This window comes from Rhodopila globiformis, assembly GCF_002937115.1.
GTDB lineage: Bacteria > Pseudomonadota > Alphaproteobacteria > Acetobacterales > Acetobacteraceae > Rhodopila > Rhodopila globiformis.
In genome coordinates this window covers 1-23872 of sequence record NZ_NHRY01000263.1, presented here as the reverse complement: position 1 = coordinate 23872, position 23872 = coordinate 1, and the positions used below count along the sequence as shown (strand labels likewise).

Annotated in this window: 24 protein-coding genes; 7 read left to right on the top strand and 17 right to left on the bottom strand. The window is 69.1% G+C overall.

Features of this window, described 5'->3' with window-relative positions:
* Nucleotides 1–182 precede the first annotated feature (182 nt).
* Together CCS01_RS28550 and CCS01_RS28545 are read right to left on the bottom strand one after the other, a co-directional pair.
* Nucleotides 183–887, bottom strand: coding sequence for a ribonuclease activity regulator RraA (locus CCS01_RS28550; protein ID WP_104522166.1), 705 nt, complete (start codon nt 885–887; stop codon nt 183–185).
* Between the two features lie 207 nt (nt 888–1094).
* Nucleotides 1095–1598, bottom strand: a complete 504-nt coding sequence (locus CCS01_RS28545) for a MarR family winged helix-turn-helix transcriptional regulator (RefSeq protein WP_104522165.1) — start codon at nt 1596–1598, stop codon at nt 1095–1097.
* Nucleotides 1599–2245: 647 nt separating this feature from the next.
* Here CCS01_RS28545 and tsaA point away from each other — a divergent pair.
* The 6 genes from tsaA to pheT all read left to right on the top strand — a co-directional run bounded on the left by tsaA (nt 2246) and on the right by pheT (nt 8073).
* Nucleotides 2246–2683 (top strand): tRNA (N6-threonylcarbamoyladenosine(37)-N6)-methyltransferase TrmO, encoded by a 438-nt coding sequence (gene tsaA / locus CCS01_RS28540; RefSeq protein WP_104522164.1) that lies wholly within the window; start codon nt 2246–2248, stop codon nt 2681–2683.
* 721 nt (nt 2684–3404) lie between these two features.
* Nucleotides 3405–3539 carry a hypothetical protein gene (locus tag CCS01_RS35820; protein WP_275112982.1) on the top strand — a complete coding sequence of 45 codons (135 nt, stop codon included), beginning with the start codon at nt 3405–3407 and terminating at the stop codon, nt 3537–3539.
* A 339-nt stretch (nt 3540–3878) separates the two neighbouring features.
* Entirely contained in the window at nt 3879–4082 is a 204-nt protein-coding gene (gene rpmI / locus CCS01_RS28535) for a 50S ribosomal protein L35 (protein WP_104522246.1), read from the top strand.
* Nucleotides 4083–4097: 15 nt separating this feature from the next.
* Nucleotides 4098–4454, top strand: coding sequence for a 50S ribosomal protein L20 (gene rplT, locus CCS01_RS28530; RefSeq protein ID WP_104522163.1), 357 nt, complete (start codon nt 4098–4100; stop codon nt 4452–4454).
* A gap of 82 nt (nt 4455–4536) precedes the next feature.
* Nucleotides 4537–5607 carry a phenylalanine--tRNA ligase subunit alpha gene (gene pheS / locus CCS01_RS28525; RefSeq protein ID WP_104522162.1) on the top strand — a complete coding sequence of 357 codons (1071 nt, stop codon included), beginning with the start codon at nt 4537–4539 and terminating at the stop codon, nt 5605–5607.
* 3 nt (nt 5608–5610) lie between these two features.
* Nucleotides 5611–8073 (top strand): phenylalanine--tRNA ligase subunit beta, encoded by a 2463-nt coding sequence (gene pheT, locus CCS01_RS28520; protein ID WP_104522161.1) that lies wholly within the window; start codon nt 5611–5613, stop codon nt 8071–8073.
* 315 nt (nt 8074–8388) lie between these two features.
* On the opposite strand, the gene CCS01_RS28515 is transcribed toward pheT, so the two are convergent.
* The 11 genes from CCS01_RS28515 to CCS01_RS28465 form a co-directional block, all read right to left on the bottom strand.
* Complete coding sequence (locus CCS01_RS28515; RefSeq protein ID WP_104522160.1) at nt 8389–8850, bottom strand: hypothetical protein; 462 nt, start codon at nt 8848–8850, stop codon at nt 8389–8391.
* The gene (locus CCS01_RS28510; RefSeq protein WP_104522159.1) at nt 8847–9311 is read right to left on the bottom strand and encodes a hypothetical protein; all 465 of its coding nucleotides are present in this window, start codon (nt 9309–9311) and stop codon (nt 8847–8849) included. The genes CCS01_RS28515 and CCS01_RS28510 overlap by 4 nt, the downstream gene beginning before the upstream one ends.
* 842 nt (nt 9312–10153) lie before the next feature.
* Entirely contained in the window at nt 10154–10432 is a 279-nt protein-coding gene (locus CCS01_RS28505; protein WP_104522158.1) for a hypothetical protein, read from the bottom strand.
* Nucleotides 10433–10570: 138 nt separating this feature from the next.
* The gene (gene purH, locus CCS01_RS28500; RefSeq protein ID WP_104522157.1) at nt 10571–12145 is read right to left on the bottom strand and encodes a bifunctional phosphoribosylaminoimidazolecarboxamide formyltransferase/IMP cyclohydrolase; all 1575 of its coding nucleotides are present in this window, start codon (nt 12143–12145) and stop codon (nt 10571–10573) included.
* Nucleotides 12142–13293, bottom strand: coding sequence for a glycosyltransferase family 4 protein (locus CCS01_RS28495; protein WP_104522156.1), 1152 nt, complete (start codon nt 13291–13293; stop codon nt 12142–12144). The genes purH and CCS01_RS28495 overlap by 4 nt, the downstream gene beginning before the upstream one ends.
* A 235-nt stretch (nt 13294–13528) precedes the next feature.
* The gene (locus CCS01_RS28490; protein WP_193540177.1) at nt 13529–15139 is read right to left on the bottom strand and encodes a heparinase II/III family protein; all 1611 of its coding nucleotides are present in this window, start codon (nt 15137–15139) and stop codon (nt 13529–13531) included.
* Between the two features lie 217 nt (nt 15140–15356).
* Complete coding sequence (locus CCS01_RS28485) at nt 15357–16595, bottom strand: RsmB/NOP family class I SAM-dependent RNA methyltransferase (RefSeq protein WP_104522155.1); 1239 nt, start codon at nt 16593–16595, stop codon at nt 15357–15359.
* Nucleotides 16595–17914: a UDP-glucose dehydrogenase family protein gene (locus CCS01_RS28480; RefSeq protein WP_193540176.1), complete on the bottom strand. Its 1320-nt coding sequence runs from the start codon at nt 17912–17914 to the stop codon at nt 16595–16597. Before CCS01_RS28480 ends, CCS01_RS28485 begins: the two co-directional genes overlap by 1 nt.
* A 552-nt stretch (nt 17915–18466) precedes the next feature.
* Entirely contained in the window at nt 18467–19237 is a 771-nt protein-coding gene (locus CCS01_RS28475; protein ID WP_338050010.1) for a TerC family protein, read from the bottom strand.
* A 15-nt stretch (nt 19238–19252) separates the two neighbouring features.
* Nucleotides 19253–19885, bottom strand: a complete 633-nt coding sequence (locus tag CCS01_RS28470; protein ID WP_104522154.1) for an exopolysaccharide biosynthesis protein — start codon at nt 19883–19885, stop codon at nt 19253–19255.
* Entirely contained in the window at nt 19882–20328 is a 447-nt protein-coding gene (locus tag CCS01_RS28465) for a TerB family tellurite resistance protein (RefSeq protein ID WP_104522153.1), read from the bottom strand. Before CCS01_RS28465 ends, CCS01_RS28470 begins: the two co-directional genes overlap by 4 nt.
* 462 nt (nt 20329–20790) lie before the next feature.
* On the opposite strand from CCS01_RS28465, the gene CCS01_RS28460 reads away from it, so the two are divergent.
* Entirely contained in the window at nt 20791–21798 is a 1008-nt protein-coding gene (locus CCS01_RS28460) for a Gfo/Idh/MocA family protein (RefSeq protein WP_104522152.1), read from the top strand.
* A gap of 24 nt (nt 21799–21822) precedes the next feature.
* On the opposite strand, the gene CCS01_RS28455 is transcribed toward CCS01_RS28460, so the two are convergent.
* From CCS01_RS28455 to CCS01_RS36255, 4 genes are all read right to left on the bottom strand, one after another.
* Nucleotides 21823–22563 carry a dienelactone hydrolase family protein gene (locus CCS01_RS28455; RefSeq protein ID WP_104522151.1) on the bottom strand — a complete coding sequence of 247 codons (741 nt, stop codon included), beginning with the start codon at nt 22561–22563 and terminating at the stop codon, nt 21823–21825.
* Between the two features lie 69 nt (nt 22564–22632).
* Nucleotides 22633–22974 carry a PhnE/PtxC family ABC transporter permease gene (locus CCS01_RS35525; RefSeq protein WP_239992445.1) on the bottom strand — a complete coding sequence of 114 codons (342 nt, stop codon included), beginning with the start codon at nt 22972–22974 and terminating at the stop codon, nt 22633–22635.
* Nucleotides 22857–23462: a PhnE/PtxC family ABC transporter permease gene (locus tag CCS01_RS28450; RefSeq protein ID WP_239992447.1), complete on the bottom strand. Its 606-nt coding sequence runs from the start codon at nt 23460–23462 to the stop codon at nt 22857–22859. Before CCS01_RS28450 ends, CCS01_RS35525 begins: the two co-directional genes overlap by 118 nt.
* Before the next feature lie 103 nt (nt 23463–23565).
* On the bottom strand, nt 23566–23872 hold a 307-nt coding region (locus tag CCS01_RS36255; protein WP_146102008.1), incomplete at its 5' end, for an IS66 family transposase.

Below are 23872 nucleotides of genomic sequence, written 5' to 3'. Positions count from 1 at the left end.
ATGGCCCGGCTTGTCCGGGCCACCTATTCCAGCACTGTGCCGCGACAGGTGGCCCGGACAAGCCGGGCCATGACGAGGAGGCAACAGCCAGCCCTATTTTAACGCCTATGGGGATCTGCCCCCCTCGCCATGGCGGTTGGAGCGTCCGGGCGGCAAGCCGAGCGGTTATTCTGCGCCAGGGTTTAACGCCCCCTCGCCCAGGCCTCGTAGCGCGCCTTGTTCTCGGCATTGGGCGGATACAGGCCCGGCAGCGCGGCGCCTTCGTTCACCTGCGCCATGATCCATTCCTCCATGCGCTCCTGTTCCGCGGCCACGGCGGCGACGTCGGCCACCAGCTTCTGCGGTATGACCACGGCGCCGTCATCGTCTACCATGATGACGTCGTCCGGAAACACCGCCACGCCGCCGCAGCCGATGGGCTGCTGCCAGGCGACGAAGGTCAGCCCGGCCACCGAGGCCGGCGCCGCCGCGCCCTGGCACCACACGGGCAGCCCACTGCCGAGCACGCCCGCAAGGTCGCGCACCACGCCGTCCGTGACCAAGCCGGCGACGCCCCTCTTCGCCATGCGCGCGCACAGGATGTCGCCGAAAATGCCGGCATCCGTGACGCCCATGGCATCCACCACGGCAATACAACCGTCTGGCATGGCCTCGATGGCCGCGCGGGTCGAAATCGGCGACGACCACGATTCCGGCGTTGCCAGATCCTCCCGCGCCGGCACGAAGCGCAGCGTGAAGGCGCGGCCGATCAGCCGCGGCTGGCCGGCGCGGATCGGCCTGGTGCCGCGCATCCAGACGTTTCGCAACCCCTTCTTCAGCAGCACCGTGGTGACGGTTGCGGTTGAAACGCCGGACAGGGCGGCGAGGATGGCTGAATCGATGGTCATGGCGGTCCGTCTCCTGCAGAGTGGCCAGTCAGTCACGCTGCATTGACACGCCATGGCCCGGCCGGCGCAAGCGCGGCGCCAGCCGGGTGCCATCACGATGCGCCGCGCGCCACCGGCGAAGACCGCCGGCAGCGACACTCGTTGCGGACGCACGCCCGCAACGATGGACACCGGAGCCGGCGCGGATCAGCCGCCGGCCGTGCCGCCTCAATCGACGTCGCTGTCTGGGCTGCCGGCGTTGATCGCCTGGGCGTGCTCCATCAGCCGCCCCAGCGCCTTGTGCAAGGCGTTCCACTCCGTCCTGCTCAGGCCGGCGGCCAAAGTGGTTTCAATCTGCTCGGCCATCGGTTTGATGCCGGCATAGAGGCTGGCGCCCTTGCGCGTCAGCCGCAGCAGCCGCCCCCGGCCGTCCGCCGGGTCCTGGGCCTGGCGCAGCAGGCCACGGGCGACGAGGCTGGCCGCGGCACGGCTGACCTTCACCTTGTCCATCGAGGTCCGCTCACCGGCGGCCGTCGGCGACAGGACGGAGAATCGCCCCACCGCCGCCAGGAGCCGCCATTCCGGCATGCCCAGCCCGGACCGCGTGAGATAGTTGCGGGCAATCACGCGGGAAACGCCCTCGGACGCCACCGCCAGCCGGAACGGCAGGAATTCTTCGAGCCGGAAGTCTTCGGCGCTGCCGTTCCCATCAGTCTGTATTGGTTCTTTCACTTGTAACCACCCCGGAAAGTAGGACCATTATGCATTAGAAATTGCTGTTCAACAAGATGTTCTTTATCAAAGTAGTATCTCGGGTACTCAAAATCGTCTCCAGCGAGACGAATCGGCTGTTCCGGCACTTCGCCTCGACCAGTTCGCGGGGGTGACGACTTGGGAATTCGATTCTCTCTGCTGCTCGCAGGCATGGGCCTGCGGGCAAATGACTTGCAGCAGGATAGTTCCTGCAGACAGTATCATATGAGGCCATGGGGATCAGGCGCAGTCGTCGGCAGCGCAAAGCGGGCTTCACGACAACAGGCATGGCCTCCCGGGCAAGGTTTCCGGCCGCGTTACACCAGGGTGAGGCGCACCGGCATCCTCCTGCACTGGCCGCTTCAACGCCGTTTCTTGAAATGCGCCCACGATTTCTTGTCCGGGACTCAGCGCTCGACCAATCCCCGGGACGGGCCGCCGGGACTCCACGCCCGTCGCCGGCCACAGGTGCCAGGTGCCGCGGCGTCCCTGTCGTGCCACCCGGGATGGTGTTGGGAATCGTGGGTGTACGGTAGCGGACTCCCAAAGGGTTAATCGCCCGCGGATGATATGCTATCCGGCCGGTGCGCTTGCCGGATTCGCCCCACCTGAGGAGAACGCCGCTGATGTCGGATGACACGCTACTTCGTGCCGGAGAAGTCAGCACAACCTTACCGTGTCGAACTGATGCCGGACTCTACTATATAGGACGAATCCACACGCCATGGGCAACCCGGGAGAGTTGTCCGCGACGCGGCGACTCGTCCGGGCCGGACTGTGTCATCGAGGTCGATCCGCGTTGGGCCCAGGCGCTGCAGGGGCTTGCGGGCCGTCCGCAGATCCAGGTGCTGTACTGGATGCACCAGGCGCGGCGGGACCTCGTGCTACAGACCCCGAACCATGCCGGACGGACCAGTGGCACGTTTGCCCTGCGGTCGCCGATCCGGCCGAATCCGATCGCCTCCTCGATCGTCGAGCTGGTCGCCGTGGAGGGAACCCGGCTGACGGTGCGCGGCCTGGACTGCGTGGACGGCACGCCGCTGCTCGACATCAAGCCGGCGTAGAGCGCGTCCGGCCTGGTCGGAAACGCCCTGGCTCATCGTTCCCGTCCACGAATGACCGGTGCCTGTGGCGCATTCATGGAGAACCCGGCTGCGACGATGCCGTCATGGTGGAGGGGCCGGTGCGCCCAATCCGGGGACAGGGGGGCTGACTCCGCGGCGGGCGGTGCCGGGGGAATCCAGGACCGTCCATGTCTGGTCATCCTTCCGAAATTTCAACACGGAGTTAGCCAGCCGGCGCGCCGGCACCGCGATGGCGGAAAATGGGCGAGGTCGGTGCCACCTCGTCATGGTGGGCGCAGGCCCCATTGGCGTTAAAATAGGGCTGGCTGTTGTCTCCTCGTCATGGCCCGGCTTGTCCCTACGCAATGCACACATCCTGGAAACGAGTCGGAAATGACCGTAAAATCAAGTGCTTGCCTGGGCGCCGAGAGCGTTCCTCCATCGTCATGGCCCGGCTTGTCCGGGCCATCTGTCGCGGCACAAGTGCTGGAATAGGTGGCCCGGACAAGCCGGGCCATGACGGAATGGCAAGCATCGTGCCGCCGCCACGCTATTTTAACGCCAATGGGGCGCAGGCCCACCATCCACGCCTTCTGCTGATACCGGCGTCGCAAGGCGTGGATCGCGGCCCTGCGGCCGCCATGACGGCGGGGCCAGGCGTCCGGAACCGTATTTTCATGGTAGAAAGCGGAGGACCTCGGAGGGCCACGAAGACCGGACCTTGCCGGCCGATCGGGACCGGCCGACCCGCATCGCGGGACTGGCGATCGCGGTGCATCGCATCCTCGCCGCAGGCTTGCCCGGCTGTGTCCATGCCGCGTACCTGAAGGACGGCCTGCGGCGCTTCGTTGTCTGACGCGTTCACACCCCTTCGTGGTCCTCGGTGGTCCTTCGCGTTCTCCGTGTTGGAAAGCGGCAGGCAATCCAGACTCCGCCGCCGCCTTGACCCGCCCGGCACGGCTGTGCCGCTTGCCGCCAATGCCCCCTGTCGGACCAGGACGAAACGGCGAGCGGGGCTGGCGCCTGAGCCGCCGGCCGGCGGCGGCGCTGCGAACATGCTTGCCTGTCCGCGCCGCCGCCGCTATATCCCCGCCCCTGTTTGCGAGACCGGGCCTGGAACGGGCATGCCCGGCCGCGACCGCCTGACGTGCACCATCCGGTGCGCCGCGGCAGGCGCCATGTGAAGGAGTACGAAATGCCCAAAATGAAGACCAAGTCGTCGGTCAAGAAGCGGTTCAAGATCACCGCGACCGGCAAGGTGCTCGCCGGCCCCGGCAAGAAGCGCCACTGCCTGATGGCGCGCAGCCAGAAGGCCAAGCGCACCAACCGCGGCAGCCAGACTCTGACCCATGCTGACGGCCTGACCGTCAAGCAATGGGCGCCGTACGGTCTCGAATAAGGAAGGCGCACGGACATGGCACGCGTCAAACGGGGCACCACCACCCACGCCCGTCACAAGAAGGTCCTGGAACAATCCAAGGGCTTCGTCGGCCGCTCCTCCACCAACTACCGCATAGCGCGGGAACGGCTGGAAAAGTCGCTGCAGTATGCCTACCGCGACCGCCGCAACAAGAAGCGCGAGTTCCGCGGCCTGTGGATCCAGCGCATCAACGCCGCGGTGCGGGAGCACGGCCTCACCTATTCCCAGTTCATCTGCGGGCTGAAGAAGGCCGGGATCGAGATGGACCGCAAGGTCCTCGCCGCCATTGCCTATGATGATGCGGCATCGTTCGCGGCGATCGTGCAGAAGGTTCAGGCCGCCCTGGCCTAGCGCGGTTTCCTCTCCGAAACCGAGAACGAGCGAACAGGGGCCGCCTGACCAGGGCGGCCCTTTCCGTATCCGGGACAATGGAATGAACGACGACCTTGACGCCCTGAAGACCGAGACCGATGCCGCCCTGGCCGCCGCAGCCGACATGCGCGCCTGGGATGCCGTCCGCATCGCCGTGCTCGGCCGCAACGGCAGCCTGACCGCCATGCTGCGCGACCTGGGAAAGGTCCCGCCGGAGCAGAAGAAGGAACGCGGCATCGCGCTGAACCAGCTGAAGGAGGCGCTGACCGGCGCCATCGAGGCGCGCAGGGTCACGCTGGAGGACGCCGCCCTGGACGCCCGGCTGATGACCGAGCGGATCGACCCGACCCTGCCGCCGCGCCCGCGCGATACCGGCCTGGTCCACCCGATCGCCCGCACCATGGAGGAAATCGCCGCCATCTTCGGCGCCATGGGCTGCACCGTGGTGGACGGTCCCGACGTGGAAAGCGACTGGTTCAACTTCAGCGCGCTGAACATCCCGGCGCACCACCCCGCCCGGGCGGACCACGACACGTTCTACCTGCCGCCCTCCCGCGGCGGCAGCACGCCGGCGGTGCTGCGCACCCACACCTCGCCCGGCCAGATCCGCACCATGCTGTCGCAGGAGCCGCCGATCCGGGTGATCGTCACCGGGCGGACCTACCGCGCGGACCATGACGCGACGCATTCGCCGATGTTCCACCAATGCGAGGGGCTGGTGATCGACCGCGGCATGACGCTCGGGCACCTCAAGGGCGTGCTGATCGACTTCCTGCGCACCTTCTTCGCCATCTCCGACCTGCCGGTGCGCTTCCGCGCCTCCTACTTCCCGTTCACCGAGCCCTCGATGGAAGTCGACATCGGCTGGAACCGCCGCACCGGCGAGCTTGGCCGCGGCGGCGACTGGCTGGAGATCCTGGGCAGCGGCATGGTGCATCCGCGCGTGCTGGCCAATTGCGGCATCGACCCGCGGGAATGGCAGGGCTTCGCCTGGGGCCTGGGCGTCGAGCGCATCACCATGCTGAAGCACGGCATGGCCGATCTGCGACCGTTCTACGAGTCTGATGTCCGCTGGCTGCGGCACTACGGGTTCAACCCGCTGGCTCCCACCATGCTGCACGAGGGAGTCTGAGCGATGAAGTTCACCCTGTCCTGGCTGAAGACGCATCTTCAGACCGACGCCTCGCTGGAGCGGATCACCGACACCCTGACCAACATCGGCCTGGAACTGGAGGGCGTGGAGAACCGCGGCGCCGCCCTCGCCCCGTTCCGCATCGCCCACGTCCTGGAAGCCGCCCCCCATCCCAACGCCGATCGGCTGCGGGCGTGCCGGGTGGACGCGGGGGATGGGGTGGTGTCAGTGGTGTGCGGCGCGCCGAATGCCCATACCGGCATGAAGGCGGTTTTCGCCGGCCCGGGCACCTTCATTCCCGGCACCGGCACGACGCTGAAAGTCGGCGAGATCCGCGGCGTCACCAGCGCCGGCATGCTGCTTTCGGCCCGCGAGATGGGCCTGGGCGAGGACCACTCGGGCATTATCGAGCTGCCGGCCGATGCGCCGGTGGGCGTGCCCTATGTGCAATGGGCCGGGCTGGACGATCCGGTGATCGAGATCAGCGTCACGCCGAACCGCGGCGACTGCTTCTCGGTGCGCGGCGTGGCGCGCGACCTGGCCGCCGCCGGGCTGGGCACGCTGAAGCCGTTCGCGCCCTCCGTCGTGCCGCCGGCGTTCGACGGCGGGCCGCGGTGGGAGATTGCCTTCCCCGAGGCCTGCCCCTGGATCATCGGCCGCACCATCCGCGGGGTGAAGAACTCGCCCAGCCCGAAATGGCTGCAGGACCGCCTGACATACATTGGTCTTCGGCCGATCAACGCGCTGGTCGATGTGACGAATTTCTTCACGTTCGACCTGGGACGGCCGCTGCACGTGTTCGACGTGGCCAAGCTGACCGGCGGCGTGCTGACCCTGCGGCGCGGCGCCGGCGAGACGATGCGGGCGCTGAACGGCAAGGACTACGTCCTCGATCCCGAGGACTGCGCCATCTGCGACGCTGCCGGCGTGCAGTCGATCGCCGGCGTCGTCGGCGGCGAGGCAACGGGCTGCGACGAAACCACCACCACCGTCTTCGTCGAGTGCGCCCTGTTCGACCCGGTCCGCATCGCCCGCACCGGTCGGCGTCACCAAATCGTCTCCGACGCGCGCCAGCGCTTCGAGCGGGGAATCGACCCGGCGCTGATGCCGGATGCCGTGGAAGCCGCGACGGCGCTGATCCTGGAGCTGTGCGGCGGCGAGCCCGGCACGGTCACCGCGGCGGGCCAGGAGCCGCACTGGCAGCGCGACGCGACCATGCGCTTTGCCCGGATCGCCGGGTTCGGCGGGTCCGACATCCCGGCGGATGAGGCGGTCGGGTCGCTGGAACGGCTGGGCTTCGCCGTCCGCGCCCGCGACGAATCCCGCGTCACCGTCGCGGTGCCGTCCTGGCGCAATGACATCGCCGCCCCGATCGTGCTGGACCAGTCGCCGGGGCTCGACCCGGCCAAGGCCGCCGCCGCGGCGGCAGGCTGCGCCGAGGTCGAGGCGGAGAATGACCTGATCGAGGAAGTCCTGCGCCTGCGCGGCCTCGACGCCGTGCCGCCGGTGTCGTTGCCGCGCGAAAGCCCGGTGCCGGCGACGACCCTGACGCCGCGGCAGCAGCGCACCGCCCTGGCGCGGCGGACGCTGGCGGCGGCGGGGCTGATGGAGTGCGTCACCTTCAGCTTCATGGCGCGGTCCGACGCGGAACGCTTCGGCGCCGTCCCCGACGCGCTGCGGCTGCTCAACCCGATCGCGGCGGACCTGGACCAGCTTCGGCCGACGCCGCTGGCCACCCTGGCGCTGGCAGCGAAGCGGAATGCGGCACGCGGCTATTCGGATGTCGCGCTGTTCGAAATCGGCCCGGCTTTCGCGGTTGACGCGCCGGAGGGCCAGAAGCTGGTCGCCGCCGGGTTGCGCAGCGGCGCGACCGCGCGCAACTGGCTGACGCCGCAGCGCCCGGTGGATGTGTGGGACGCCAAGAACGACCTGTGGACCTTGCTGACGGCTCTGGGCATGCCGCTGGAGTCGCTGCAGGTGACCGCCGAGGCACCCGCCTTCCTGCATCCAGGCCGCTCCGGCGTGGTGCGCCAGGGACCGAAGACGGAGGTGAGTTATTTCGGCGAGATCCACCCGCGGCTGCTGCTGGCGCTCGACCTGCCCGGGCCGATGGTGGCGTTCGAGCTGAACCTGGACGCCATCCCCGATCCGAAGCGCCGCCGTAAGGCCGCGGCGGACCTGCCGGCGTTCCAGCCGATACGGCGCGACTTCGCCTTCCTGGTGGATGCGACGGTGCCGGCGGACAACGTGCTCCGGGCGGCGCGGGGGGCGGAGCGCAGCCTGATCACCAACGTGGCGCTGTTCGACGTCTATGCCGGCGACAAGCTGCCGGAGGGCAAGACCTCGCTGGCGATCGAGGTGACGCTCCAGCCGCGCGAGCGGACGCTGACGGACGTCGAGATCGAGGCGGCGTGCCAGAAGGTCGTCGCCGCGGTGGCGAAGGCGACGGGGGCGACGCTGCGGTAAGGGCTGGGGCGGTAAGGGCTGGGGCGGTAACGGCTGGGGACCGCGTGCCATCCAGGCATCGAAGCCGTGGCTGGCCTCCCCCCTGGGCCCGCGATCCCCTGACGACCGAGAGATCAGTGGCAGGCACCGCGGAGCGAGGACGGCCGCCAGGCCACCTTTGGCGTCCTGGTGAAGGTGCCCGTCGAAGCGCCCGGCGGTGATCATCCGACGTCATTCAAGGTTCGTCAGCGAGGGATCCGAATACCTTGACCGCTGGATCGAGGTGGTGATCGCCCGTGCACGATGACGCTGTGCGATGCCGATGGCGCCTTCACCTCATCCGAGGGCCGTCTGCGGCTTCGGCTTCCTGCCTCCACGCTTGCCATTGGCTATCGAAGCAAGACGCTTCTTCTCGGACGTCACGGAGCCGCCGACACGCCCGAAGATACTGGTCAACACCGCGGGCGGCGTGATGACCTCTATCGCACGGGCCAGCAGCCGCGGCACGTGGAGATGGACGTCACGCTCGGGGATCTCCAGGAGCACGCCGTCCGGCCAGAGCCGGAGGCCATGCATGTCCGCGGGCGAGAGTTCACTGAGGCCGTCGATCGAAGCCCGCGGGACCGCGAGAACCTCGCCGCCGGGGAGGCTGAAGTTCACCCGATCGGCTGACTCGTCGTACGAAACCGCGACGGCACGGAATTCCGTGCGCGCGATCTCGGCATCGGCCTGCACCGCCCGGTCGATCTCTTTTTGCGTGACACGGCGACGGGCCGGCATCGTCCACTGCTCGGTCATGACCACTCCTCCGCCTCTTCAATTCCGCGCCCCGCCTGAATGACGTGCCGGGAACCGTCGTCCAGGACAAGGCGAACCTCCTTGGTCTGGGCACGATACGTCGCCCGCGCCACCCGGCGCGGTCGCTGGGGCGGCGCCAAAGGCAGCCGGACCATCCCCGTCGGCGACACTTCGGCCCAGCGGCCGTCAAGTCCGGTCGTTCCCCGCAAGGACCACCAACGCTCCCGGCACCGCTGCAGGTTCGCCTCGACCTCGTTCAGCACGTCGTTGACCGTCCGCACCGTGGGACGATGCCCCACCATCCTGATCTCGCCATAGCGGCCGACGACGTCGCTGAGGAAGGAAAAGCGAACCTTGACGGTCCACCCCTCACCGCGATGCACGAAGTGCACGTGCGGCGGGGGATGATCGTCGGGGAATATGAGCGCGTCGCCCACCCCGGGAACATCGAAGACCTTCATGGCGGGTGACTTTAGCCTAAGCCGTTAGGTTATTCAATCCCAGCGGCTTAGGTTTGTACGTCGATCAGAACTTGTCCACGGCGTAATACCAGCCGGCGTTGAGATAGATCGTTGTGTCCTCGTCATAGCTGGGCATGTCCCGCCCATCTGCGCCACAGCGGCGACCCGGCCATGACGGTGGGGGACGGGTCTGGCCACCAGTCAGGCCGCTTGCTTGCCTGCGACAGTATTGTCATCCCTCTGCCGGCGGATATGGCTTCGTCGCAGGGGCTGTTCTATGCTGCTGGCGCCCTGAATGCAGCGCGGGTCCAGCGGCGTATCCGCCATCAGCGCCGTCCGCCCGGCATCGACCTGCCAACCGGTTCAATGGCGCCTGCCGGCTATATCGTCATGCGGCATTCCCCGCGCATGGACCGATCGCCCGACTCATCAGGCGCTGGCTGTCGCGGAGTCCCGGCGACTATGCGCGCCTGATCCTGTCACGGCCTCCGCAATACCCGAGCGTCGAAGACGATCCGAACTGCCTTGCCGTTCTCAGGGACTTCCGCGCCCTCATGCCGCTGGCGCAGGATGCGCGGAAGCCGATGTTTCTGCTGAAGCCCGCGGATGGCGCGTTTGGCGGCCATCAGCAGGCAGTGCTGGAATGCTACGCGGCGTTTCGGAGCCTGACCGTCAGGCTGCTGCAGCGCTGCGGCGTGCGACCGTAAGCCGCCAACGCTGACGCAGTTCCCAACGCTTACGCACCTCAATGCCGGAAGTGCAGCATCCCGGTGAACACCATCGCGATCCCCGCCAGGCGCCGGCGCAGCGCCAGCGAGGTGCCGTCCGCGTTCGCCAGGGCATCAGGTCCTGGCAAGCCGCTCACGCACGCGGACCATGACCTCGGCCTCCAACGCTGCCAGATCCTCGCGTGTCGAAACCGTCCGGAACCGCCCGGCCTCGACATCGGCGATGCCCGCCTTGGCCTCGGACACGCATTCGGCGTCCAGCTCGAATTCCTCCGCATAGCGGCGTGCTGCCTCGGCGAGGAAATCGGATGCGTCCGCAGCACGGCCCTCGGCGACCTGCCGGCCGATCATTGCCCGGATTTTGTCCGGCAGCCGGACCTGAACGACACCCATGCGAACCTCCGATGGCAGGATAGCCGGTCCGGGTCGATACCGCACGTCGATTCCGGCTGATCCGGCCAGGGCCGGAACCAGCGCCCATTTCAAAGCCGCGCAAGAGCCCGCAGGGATCACACCCCTGCGGGCCAAACCTCAGTGCCGGAAGTGCCGCATCCCAGTGAACACCATCGCGATCCCAGCCGCATCCGCCGCCGCGATGACGTCCGCATCGCGGATCGACCCGCCCGGCTGGATCACCGCCGTCGCCCCCGCCGCGATCGCCGCCTCCAGCCCGTCGGCGAACGGGAAGAACGCATCGGACGCCACCACGCTGCCCTGCGTCAGCCGCTCCGGCAGGCCGGCGGCCTTCGCCGCTTCCTCGGCCTTCCAGGCGGCGATCCGCGCCGAATCCACGCGATTCGGCTGACCGCCGCCTACGCCGACCGTCGCGCCGCCCTTCGCATAGACGATGGCGTTGGACTTGACGTGCTTGCACACCCGGAAGGCGAACAGCAGGTCCGCCAGTTCGGCGTCCGTCGGCGCGCGCTTCGTCACCACCTTCACATCCGCCGCGCCGACGCGCCCGGCATCGCGGGTCTGCGCCAGGAAGCCACCCGACAGGCTGCGGAACGTCAACCCGCCCGAGGCCGGGTCCGGCATCCCGCCGGTCAGCAGCAGCCGCAGGTTCTTCTTCCGCGCCACCACGGCCTTCGCCGCCTCATCCGCGTCAGGCGCTATGATCACCTCGGTGAAGATGGCCGCGATCTTCTCGGCCGCAGCCGCATCCAGAACACGGTTCACCGCGACGATGCCGCCATAGGGCGAGACCGGGTCGCAGCGGAACGCCGCATCCCACGCCTCGGCCAGCGTCGCCGCCGAGGCCACCCCGCACGGCGTCGCGTGCTTGATGATCGCGATCGTCGGCGCCTCGAACTCCGAGACGCACTCAAACGCCGCGTCGGTGTCGTTGAAGTTGTTGTAGGACAGTTCCTTGCCCTGCACCTGCACCGCGGTCGCCACGCCCGGGCGCGCGTCCGTGGCATAGAACGCCGCCGCCTGGTGCGGATTCTCGCCATAGCGCAGCGTCTGCCGCAGGCTGCCGGCGATGCTCAGCCGCTTCGGAAACGCTTCCCCGCGCTGCCCCGCGAACCACGCGCTGATGGCGGAGTCATACGCCGCCGTGCGCGCGTAAGCCTCCCCCGCCAGGCGCCGGCGCAGCGCCAGCGAGGTGCCGCCCGCGCCCGCCAGGGCGGCCAGCACCTCCTCGTACTGGTCCGGGTCCGTCAGCACGGTGACGAAGTCATGGTTCTTCGCCGCCGCGCGGATCAGCGCCGGGCCGCCGATGTCGATGTTCTCGACGCAATCCTCGAACGGCGCGCCCTTCGCCACCGTCGCCTCGAACGGATACAAATTCACCGCCACCAGGTCGATCGGCGCAATGTTGTGCGCCTGCATCTGCGCGACATGCTCCGGCAGGTCCCGCCGCCCCAGGATGCCGCCGTGGATCTGCGGCACCAGCGTCTTGACGCGGCCGTCCATGATCTCGGGGAACCCGGTGTGGTCGGAGACTTCCTTCACCGGCACGCCCGCCTCACGCAGAGCCTTGGCGGAGCCGCCGGTGGACAGGATTTCAACGCCCCGATCCGCCAGGGCGCGGGCGAACGGCACCAGCCCGGTCTTGTCGGAGACGGAGATCAAAGCCCGTCGGATGGAAACAGTGTCGCTCATGGCGCTCGATCCCGTGATACTGCAAGCGCGGCGGGATAAACCGACAAGCCGAGCAGGTCCAGCGTCCGCGCGAGGACTTTCGCCTCGTCATAGCAGTCCAGCGCCCGCTGCCGCCCCGCCTGCCCCATCCGAGCCCTTAACGCCGCATCCCGCACCAGCCTCGCGAACGCCCCACCGAGCGCCGCCGCATCGCCCGCCGGCACCTTCAGGCCCGTGACCTCGTGCCGCACCTGCTCGTCCGGCCCGCGCACGTCCGTGGCGACGACCGGAAGGCCGGTGAGCATCGCTTCGATCACCGACATCGGCAGCCCCTCGAACCGGCTCGGCAGGGTGAAAATGTCGGCGGCGGCCAGCAGCGCGGGGATGTCGTCCCGGTAGCCCAGCAGGCGCAGCCGGTAGCCGAGCCCGGCGTCCCGTAGCAGCGCCATCATGTCGGGGCCGCGGTCGCTGTCCAGGCGCTCGCCCACGACCCAGAGCTCCGCCTCCGGCACGGACCGCATGGCGACGGCCAGTTCGGGATAGCCCTTGTGCCAGACCAGCCGGGACACCGCGATGATAACGACGCGATCCTGCGGCACGCCCAGTTCCGCCCGGATGCGGGCGCGGGCAACCGGATCAGGACGGAACACACGCGGATCACGCCCGTTCCGCACCGCTTCCGCCCGCGCGGCGATACCCAGCCGGCGGGCGTCCCGCGCCTCGGCCTCGGAAACCGTCAGGAACACGTCGGTCACGCGCGCGGCGAGCCACTCCATGACAAACGACAGCGCGCGGCGCGGCAGCGAGGACGACCGGTGATTGAACAGGAACCCATGGCACGTATAGGCAACCGTCGGCACGCCGGCCACCCGCGCCGCCAGCCGCGCCAGGAACCCGCTGATCGGCATGTGGGCATGCACGATGTCAGGCTTTTCCGCCCGCAGGATCGCCACCAGCGACCGGAACGCCCGCACATGCGCCAACGGCGACAGGCGGCGGACGAACGGCAGCGGAATGACGCGGAACCCTTCGGCGCGCACGGAGTCCAGCAGCGGCCCCTCGGCACAGCCGCCGACGACCTCGTGGCCCGCCGCCCGGATCGCCCGCATCAGCGGCAGCAGGAAGTGCCGCAGGGAGAAGTCCACGTTGGTTATTTCGATGATTTTCATCAGGCTTTCCAGGCGTTACCCGCGGGCATCAGGATGGGCAAGCGGCTGGGGAAGAATTTGGTGCCTGGTCCGTTGCCCCACCGTCATGGCCGGGCGTGTCCCGGCCATCCACCCCCCGCCGACGAAGCGCAGATGGCCGGGACACGCCCGGCCATGATGGTGGGGGCGAAGACCTTGCTCCGCCAGCCCGCTTATCCTGAGCCGCCAGACTGCTTATCCTGTCGCCCACAGAGCGCTATCCGGCACGCTCAACCTTGCTCAGCGCCCATTTGACGTGCTGCGGGTCGTCGGCGAAGGCGCTCAGGACGATCTGCTCGCTGCGGCGCGGTTCCGGGCCGCCCAGGTAGATGCTTTCCTCCAGGCTCATCCGCGCCCCGTCGGCGCGCAGGCGCCAGAAGCTGCCGGACTTCAGCCGCAGCAGCACGGTGCTGCCATCCTGCTGCAAACTCGCCTGCACATCCGGGTGCAGGTGGAAGCGCAGCGTGAACGGCTGAGGCTCGGGCGCTTCGACGAGGTCCTCGCCACGGATGTCCTCGCCGCTCTCGGCCATGTACAGGCTGCGGCGGTGAACGGCGTTGAACAGCTTCTTCCAGCCGTCGTGCGACACATCCAGCCAATGGGCGCCGGCCGCCTCCTGCCGGTTCACCTCCACCACGGTCGGGCGGCGGCCGAGCCCCTCGGGCTTCAGTTCGCTGCTGTTGATATCCGCGACCACCAGCGTCGAGTGCGCCGCGGTGGACCGCGCCGCGTCGCGCCATTCCGGTGGCCCAGCCGGGAAGGCACCGCAGTTCACGATCAGCCGATCGCGGCCGACGGACAGTTCCATCGACAGCGTGCCGGCATGCGCGAAGCGGTCGAGTCCGGGCGGCGCCGGCAGCCCGCAATCCACCATCATCACGCTGCGCCCCGCCTGCATGCGGTGGAACCCGCCATCGGTCAGCGACACCGGCCCCCGGCCGCCGCGGCCGGCCTGGGTCAGCACCAGCTCGACCAGGGCGGGGGTTTCCTCGCGGCTGCCGTTGAACAGGCACAGCCCGCCGTCGCCGTGCCGCATCATCCGCAACGCCGGCGCCATGCGCTCGATCGCCGCGCCCAGCACCGGCGGCGGCTGGGTCTGCGAGGTCTGGAACAGCGCCCGTATCTCGGTCAGGTCCTGCAAGGCCGCCAACTGCGCCGCCGGGCTGCGCTCGGCATGGCAGCCGTCGGGCAGCACCTGGCGGGCGACCTCCTGCGGCAGCAGGCGCAGGGCGCGGGTCAGGAAGCCGGTATGCTCGCGCAAGGCGACCGCGGCCGCGACCAGGCCCTTCATCGCCGTCAGCGCCCGGGCGTCGAGTTCCTCGGCCGGCAGGGCGGCGGACAGGCTGCGCGCGTCGATCACCAGTTGCGACATCAGCCGCTGCCGGAACGCGTCGTCCGCCGTGGCGGCAAAGAAATCGTAATGGCCGAGCCAGGCGGTGATCCGCGCGCCGACGACATCCGGGCGATGCGCAATGGACTCATTCGGCGCATAGGTGATCCAGTCGGCGACCAGCGCCCGGGCCCGCAGCCGCGCCGCGTCGGTGCCCAGCGCCCGCAGGTCGCGCAGCCAGGCGAAGCCGTGCGCGCCGGCCAGCATGACCGGCGTGCCGGCCAGGTCGCCCCAGCCGCCCTGGCGCAGCGGCATCACCATGCCGCCGTGTTCATACTCGCCCTTGATCAGCCGGGCCCCGCGCGAGGGATCGCCCGGCCACGGATCGCGCACCGACAGCGCCGGCGCATCCGGCACCCGGCCCATGCGCATCGTCGGCAGGCGGGCCATCGCGCGCCTCGCCCCCCGCAGCCAGCGTCCCGATCTGGCGTTGTTCATGGCCTGGTGCACCCGGCAAAGACGATGCGGCCGCCGGTTCCCGCCCCAGACCGGCGCCCGGCCGGCCGCATGCGCCTGGCAGCGAACAGACCTGAAGCGGTGAAGACGGGACGCGACTCGGTGGAAACCATATGAGATTTGTAAACATCCGCGCCGATGCCGCACAAGGCGGGATAAATTTCGCCATCCCCCGCCATCGGCCTCGCCGGATATCGACTCACACGCGAATCAGTCGCGCCGCGAAGAAGCCATCCATGCCGCCGCGGCCGGGCCAGAGGCCGGGATGCGTGCGCAGGAAGCCGTCCCTGGTCAACGCCTCCGGCACGCCCCCCAGTTCCTCCGGGCGGAACGGATCATGGCGCAGGCGGCCTTTCCGGACGGCCTCGGCAATGCGCGGCGCCCCCTCCTCGGGTTGCAGCGAGCAAACGGCGTAGATCAGACGGCCATCCGGCCGCAACATGGAGGCCGCGGCATCCAGCAAATTGTCCTGGGATCGAATCAAAGACTCGACGTCGCGCTTGCGCTTCAGGTGCGCGACATCGGGGTGGCGCCGGATCGTGCCGGTGGCGCTGCAGGGCGCGTCCAGCAGCACCGCATCGAATGGCGCCGGCGGGGCCCAGACAGCCGCGTCGGCCGTTATCACGTCCGCGTGTGCGCCCCACCTTTCCAGGTTCGCGACGAGACGCGCCACCCGCGCCGGATCGCGCTCCACCGCCGTGACCGCCGCGCCCGTCGTCGCGAGCTGGCCGGTCTTGCCGCCCGGGGCGGCGCACAAATCGGCCACGCGCTCCCCCGGTTGGGCGTTCAGCAGCCGGGCCGGCAGCGCCGCGGCGGCATCCTGGACCCACAGCGCGCCGCGCTCGAAGCCCGGGATGTCGGCGACCCGGGTGCCGGCCGGGAAGCGCACCGAGCCCGTCGGCAGCAGCACCCCGCCATCCGGCGGCGCCGTCCCGGGCTTCAGGGTGACGTCGAGCGGCGCCTCGGCCTGGTGCGCCGTGGCGATGGCGCGCGCGTCGGGTCCCCAGGACGACCACAGCCAGGCCGGCGTATCGAGCCGCGGCGAATCCAGATCCGCCAGCGCCGCGGAGCCGGCAACGGCGATCTTGCGCAGGACGGCGTTCACCAACCCGGCGAACGGCGCCAGGCCGCGGGCCTTGGCCAGGGCAACGGCGGTCGCAACGGCGGCATGGCCCGGGGTTTCCAGGAACAGCAGGCCGGCGGCGCCGATACGCAGCACAAGGCGCACCGGATCCGGCGGCTCCCGCCGCAGGAACGGCTCCAGCACCGCATCCAGCGTGCCCGTGCGGCGCAGCACGCACGCCGCCAGGCGGTGCGCCGCGGCGCGGTCCCGGCTCTGCTGCGGCGGCAGCGCGTCCAGGGCTTCCTCCAGCGGCCGCCGCCGCTCCAGTACCGCCGTCAGCAGGTCGAACGCCGACTCGCGCGTCGCATCGGCCATCAGAGGGATCGTGTCGAGCGGCCGATGTCGTAATAGGTGAACCCATACTGCCGCATCGCCACCGGATCATAGACGTTGCGCAGGTCGACCAGCACCCGGCCGCGCATCGCCTCGCCCAGACGCGCCGGCGGCAGCGCCCGGAACTCGTTCCACTCGGTGATCAGCACCAGCGCATCCGCGCCCGATGCCGCGTCCAGCGCATCGGTGCAATAGACCACTGCGTCCGGCAGCAGCGGGCGCGCCTGCTCCATCCCCTCGGGGTCGAAGGCACGGACAGCCGCGCCGTCGCCAACCAGGCGGGAGACGATGGCCAGCGCCGGGGAGTCGCGCATGTCGTCGGTTTCCGGCTTGAACGTCAGGCCCAGCACCGCAATGGTCTTGCCGCGCACCGACCCGCCGCAGGCGTTGATCACCCGCATCGCCATGGACGACTTGCGGGCGTCGTTGACCGCGACCGTGGCTTCCACCAGGCGCGACGGGGCGCCGTAGTCCTGCGCCGTGCGCAGCAGGGCCAGCGTGTCCTTGGGGAAGCACGACCCGCCGTAGCCCGGCCCCGGATGCAGGAACTTGCGGCCGATGCGCCCGTCCAGGCCGATGCCGCGGGCGACGTCATGCACGTCGGCGCCCACCCGCTCGCACAGGTCGGCCATTTCGTTGATGAAGGTGACCTTCATCGCCAGGAACGCGTTGGCGGCGTACTTCGTCAGTTCCGCGGTCTCGATCGCGGTGAACACAATCGGCGCCTCGATCAGGTACAGCGGACGGTAGAGCAGCCGCATCACCTCGCGCGCGCGGTCGGTTTCCGCGCCGATGACCACGCGGTCGGGCCGCATGAAGTCGCCGATGGCGTTGCCTTCGCGCAGGAACTCGGGGTTCGAGGCGACGTCGAAGTCCAGGTCGGGACGGGTGGAGCGGATGATCTCCTCGATGCGCCGCCCGGTTCCGACGGGGACGGTGGACTTGGTGACGATGACGGCATAACCGGTCAGCGCCCGCGCCACCTGCTCGGCGGCGGCATAGACGTAGCTGAGGTCGGCATGGCCGTCGCCGCGCCGCGTCGGCGTGCCGACGGCGATGAACACCGCCTGGGTGCCGGCCACCGCGCTGGCGAGGTCGCCGGTGAAGCTGAGGCGTCCGGCCTTGACGTTGGACTGCACAAGGTCCTCGAGGCCAGGCTCATAGATCGGCATCCGCCCTTCGCGCAGTGCGGCGAGCTTGTTGGCATCGGTTTCCACCACCGTTACCTCGGTGCCGAACTCGGCGAAGCAGGCGCCGGACACCAGGCCGACATAGCCGCCGCCAATCATCGTGATGCGCACGTGGTACCTTCCCTCGATCGATGCGGGCGTGTTTCAGCACATGGCGGTGCCGGATGCCAGCGGTTTGCTTTTCCCGGGCGGTGATCCATCGGGCTGGACACTGCTACGAAAATACGGTTCCGCAGGGTCATCGTCTCACCGTCATGGCCGGGCGCGTCCCTACGGGATGCACAAACCTCGGAAACGGTCCGCTGCAGCCATGCCTCATACTGTCAAGGCCTGTGCCGGTTTCACCGACGGCAATCAAGCGAACACGGAGTTACACGGGGTTGGCACGGAGTTTCACGGAGTCGTCCGGGGTGCCTCCAACATGGTCGCCCCTGTGGCGGCGTTCGATGATTTCAGGCGCTTCGCGCGAAGCGCAATATCCACTTCCTCCGTGCAAACGCCGTGGAACTCTGTGTCCGCTTGATTGCGGCGGCAAACACACCCCCGTCCCATCCCAATGGGCAGGATGCCCACGCCGGATATGCGAGCCACGCATGCGATAGCACCGCGTCCCTGCGTACCCTCGGAACGAAAAACGACCGTGCCGGCTGTGCCGTTTGACGATCAGCCGGGCGCGCCCGGCGTTCCTTCCGGCCTCGCCGGGCCGCGCCGGCGGCGGGCCGCGGCCTGGTTCAACGCCTCGACCAGGGCCGAAAAGCCCATCGCCGCGTAGATATACCCTTTGGGGATATGGGCGCCGAACCCGTCGCCGATCAGCGTCATGCCGATCAGCAGCAGGAAGCTCAGGGCCAGCATTTTTACCGTTGGATGACGGTTGATGAAGCCGGCCACCGGCCCGGATGCCAGCATCATGATGCCGACGGCGATGATGACGGCCGCCATCATGACGCCGAGGCGGTTCGCCATGCCGACGGCGGTGATGACGCTGTCCAGCGAGAACACGACATCCAGCAGCGCGATCTGCACGATCGTGGCGGCAAACCCGGCGTGGCGCGCCGGGGCTGTTTCCGCCTGCGCCTCGCCTTCGATCCTGTGGTGGATCTCGCTTGTGCCCTTGTAGACCAGAAACAGGCCGCCGGTGACCAGGATCAGGTCGCGCCAGGAAAAGCTGTGCCATGACAGTGCGATGACCGGCGCCGTCAGCCGCATGATCCAGGTGATGCTGGACAGCAGCGCAAGGCGGGTGCCAAGCGCCGCGAGCAAGCCGATCCGCCGCGCCGCCCCCCGGCGCCGCTCCGGCAGCCGATCGGCCATGACCGCGAGGAGGACGAGGTTGTCCACTCCAAGTACGATCTCCATGACGGTCAGGGTCAGCAGGCTGGCCCACAGTTGCGGATCGGCCAGCAGCCACGGATCGGGGAGCACATCCATCATCGCATGTTCTGCCTGTCAGACGAGGCTGTTGACCAGGCTGGCGACAGCGGCGAAGCCAAGCCCGACGAACGCGGCATCAACGGCCAGGGCAACAACAGTTGCCGCCAGTCCGGCCGCGACGGCGATCCCGTCCCCCGTCACCAGGCCGAGCGACAGCAGGAGCATGGCAATCGCCGGCGCCGTATTGCCGAACGGAATCGGCAGCACGATCAACAGGCCATTGATCAGGCTGGCAACGCCGAGCATCCGCGGGCCGGATGCGCGCAGCAGGTGATCGCCGCGCGGCCGCAGCCACGCCTGCAGCCAGGCAATGCGCGGGGCCAGGCGGTCCAGCCCGGCGCGCAGGCGCCCGGGGTCGAGTGTCCAGCGGCGCATGCGCGCCGGCAGCAGCGGCTGTTCATGCCCCAGGACCAGCCCGACGGCGATGGCGCAGAGGGCGGCACCGAAAACAGGCGCGATTCCCGGAACCAGGGCCGTCAGGCTGAGCAGCAGCAGGAACAGGCCGGTGCCGGCGGACCCGAGTGCATCGATCACGTCGCCAAGCGTCACCGAACCGTCGGGCAACCCATCGAGCATCGCTCGCAGCTTTTCGACAGGTCCCACGGCTTCTCCCTGGATCCGGATGGTGGGGGTGGCTCCATTGCTCATGCCGGTTGCTCCGCCCGGATCAAGCCGAGGGCGGCGTGCAGTGAGTGCAGCAGCGCGAGTTCCCGCGGATGCAGCGCGCCGTCGGCCGCGGCGACATGGGCGGCTGCGCGCGCGACCAGGCGGGCAGCCTGGGTCCCGGCAACAGGACGCAGCATCCCGGCCAGGTCCGGCGCATCGGGCTCGCCGGCGGCGTGCCGGGCCGCCACGGTATCAAGCGCTGCCGCAAACCGGTCCAGCGTCGCACGGCGGCCGAGCGTGGCCAGCATGTCGTGCTGCCGAAGAAATGCGAGAAGTGCCAGATGCTCGGCAGGCTGGGCCTCCCCGTCGGCCAGGGCCATTTCGGCCGCGACGGTGATCAGGCTGTCGAAGGCTCGGGGCCCCGGGCGGGCCGATACGGAAAATCCGGCGGGCTGCCTGGAACGTGTGCTTTCACGCAGTGACATGGTCTTGCTCCGCTGCTGTCAGGGAACGCATGCGAAGCAACGTCGAGCTCGGAAGAACGGGCCGGGATCGACCGCTGCGAGATCGCATGCGGTGATCCGACATCGCAAGGTTGGCCGGCCTGCGCCGACGTCCCGCCAGAGGGGCCCGGATCGTGTTGTTGGGCGTCGAAATGGTTGACCGCACGCCGGATGTCAAGCGGCGCCGGACACGTCGGCCCCCGACCACGCGCAGAAGGCCGGGCGGTCCATGCGCGCCGACGAGCAGCAGGCGCTCGAACCAGGTGGCCTCGCCGTCCGCGACAGCAGGGCCAGAACGATGACGCCAGGGACGCCGGCTGACAATGCCGCGGCCCCGGGCGTTGCCGCAGGCCCGGATTGCCGATACCTCTTGACACAAAGCCTGCCGCGATGTCTGGCACGCCAAGCCTCGATGTTCGTCCCTCCTCCACGGTTGGAATTGCGATGATAGACTCCCGTCTGCGTGTCGGCCTGGCTGGAGCCGGTCATTTCGGCCGTTACCATGCGCTGAAGATCGCCGCCTCCGGCCGCACGCAGCTGATGGGGGTGTACGATCCCGACCTCGAGCGGGCGAAGACCGTGGGATGGGAAGCCGGCGCGCCGGAGTGCGGCTTCGACGAGCTGCTGGACATGGTCGACGCCATGGTCATCGCCGCGCCGGCCGAGGCGCATTACGACCTGGCGGCGCAAGCCATGCGCGCCGGCAAGCACGTGCTGGTGGAAAAGCCGATCGCCGCGACCCTGCGGCAGGCCGACGAACTGGCGGCGCTGGCGAGCGAGCGCAACCTGGTGCTGCAGGTCGGCCATCTCGAGCGGTTCTCCGCCGCCTACCAGGCGATGGCCGGCCGCATCGGGGCGCCGCTGTATATCGAGGCGACGCGCATCGCGCCGTTCAAGCCGCGCGGCACCGATGTCTCGGTCATCCTCGACCTGATGATCCACGACCTCGATCTCGTGCTGGCGCTGGCGGACAGCGAGATCGACAGCGTCGATGCCGTCGGCGCGCCGGTGGCCAGCCCGCATGAGGACATCGCCAATGCCCGGCTGCGCTTCCGCAACGGCGCGGTGGCGACGGTCACCGCCAGCCGGATCTCGGCGCGGACCGAACGGCGGATGCGGATTTTCGCCCAGGATTCCTACATGGCGGCGGATTTCTCGGCGCGGACCCTGACGGTGGTCGGGCGCATGCCGGATGACGAGAGCGCGGGCCCGCCCGGACAGCAGCCGGCGCCGGGCCTCGCCGGCTACGGCATCGAGGACGTGGCGTGGGAAGACCACGATTCGCTCGCCGCCGAGCATGCCGCGTTCGTGGCGTCGATCCTGGACGGCGCGCCGGTGCTGGTGGACGCGGCCGTCGGGCGGCGGGCCCTGGCGGCGGCGCTGGCGGTGGGCGAGAGCATGGCAGCGTCGCGGGCGCAGATGGAAGCGTCGGGGTTGATCAAGGCGGGATAGCCCGCTTCAGCGCCACCCCTGGTTTCACCCCAACCGCCGGCGGTACAGCGCGATCAGACGCTCCCAGTGCCGTTCAGCGGCGGGCTTGTCGTAGCACCAGCGCTGCGGGAAGGCGAAGCCGTGGTGGACGCCGGGATACATCTCCAGCTCGCCGCCGTTGCCGGATTCGTCGAACAATGACCGCAGTTCAGCGACCATCTGCAGCGGCGCCAGCTCGTCATGTTCGGCGCAGGCTATGTAAAGCTCGCCTTTGGCCTTGCCCAGCGTCAGGTGCGGGCTTTCCTCGGCGTCGCTGACCAGCCAGGTGCCGTAGAACGAGGCTGCGGCGGCGACGCGGTCCGGATAGCGGGCAGCGGCCGCCAGCGCATACGGACCGCTCATGCAATAGCCGTGCGCGCCGACCGGGCCGGGCTTCGCGGCCGGCTCGGTTTGCAGGAAGGACAGCATGTCGGCGATGTCCTCCATCACCGGCGGGATGGTCATCTTCGTGCGCACCGCCCGCATCCGCGCCCACTCGGCGCTGTCCCTGGTCAGGACGTCCGGCCCGAACTTCGTGTCCCGGCCGGCGCGGTAGTACAGGTTCGGCAGCACGACGTAGTAGCCGACGGTGCCGAGCCGCCGGGCCATGTCGTACAGTTCCTCGCGGATGCCCGGGGCGTCCATCAGCAGGAAGACCGCGGGATGCGGGCCGTGGCGTTCGGGATGGACGATGAAGGTTTCCATCGTTCCGGCGCGTGTGGCGATGTCGCGGATCTCCTCGATCATGTCTCACTCCCACGGCGTTGTTCGCTGTTCCGGGGATGGTCCCATGGCCGGGGTGATCGGGCAAGCGGGTCAGCGTCCGGCAACGCCGATGATGCGCAGGCGCAGGAAGCGGGAGACCGCATCGATGATTGCAACGGAAACCAGGATCAGCAGGATCACGTAGGCGACCTGATCCCAGACGTTGATCTGGATCCGCTCCGACAGGCGCAGGCCGATCCCGCCGGCGCCGACCAGGCCCAGGATCGTCGCCTCGCGGGTGTTCGATTCGATGGCATACAGGGTCTGGCTGATCATCACCGACAGCACCTGCGGCAGCACGCCGAAGCGCAGGCGGCCGGGCAGGCCGGCGCCGGTTGCGGTGATGCCGTCCACCTGGCGGCGGTCGACGTTTTCCACCGCCTCGGCGAACAGCTTGGCCAGCACGCCGGTTTCGGCGACGGCGATGGCAAGGATGCCGGCGATCGGGCCGAGCCCACCGCGCGCACGAACGCCAGCGCCCAGATCAACTGGTCGAGTCCGCGCAGGCCGTCGAACAGGCGGCGCGTGACGAAGTAGAACAGGCGCTCGGGTATGACGTTACGCGCGCCGAGGAAGCCCAGCGGCACGGCGCAAACCGCCGCGAGCATGGAGCCGAGATAGGCCATCGCCACGGTCTCCAGCATCGACCGCCACAGTGCCGCGTGGTCCCAGCCGGCAAACCCCGACCAGTCCAGCATCAGCCGCAGGATCACCCAGGCGCGCGGCAGTTGCGAGAAGACACGGCCAAAGTCGAACAGCCACAGCAGATACGCGAGATGGGCCAGGGCGCCGCCAAGCAGCAGCCCGCGCCACAGGCCCACGGAACGGAACGCTTGCGGGTGGCGGGCTCGTTCGGCGGCAATATCGAGCGTGTCGGTCATGCCGCGGCGCCGATGAGGCGATGCCGCAGTTGCTCGGACAGCAGGTCGATGGCGACGACGATCAGCAGGATCAGGGTATTTGCTCATCTCCCCCCCGCTGTGTTCAGGTGGGAGCGAGCACGGAGTTTCCCTGTACAACCATCTTGATGGCCTGGTAGGCGTCGATGCCGCGGCGGGCGGCGGTTCCGATGATGGAGCGGACCGCGGCGAAGAAGTCAGCGCCCCACTTGGAGCGGAAGCCGCCGGTGACCTTGCGGTAGGTCGCGGTGGGACGCAGTTCGCGCTCCGAGCCGTTGTTGTCGGCGCCGACCTCGGGATAATCGAGGAAGGTGAAGAGGTGGCTGCGCAGCCTGCCGTAACGTTTTCGCAGCCGCTGGCCATGGCGATTGCTGGGCGCCGTCCGCATGATG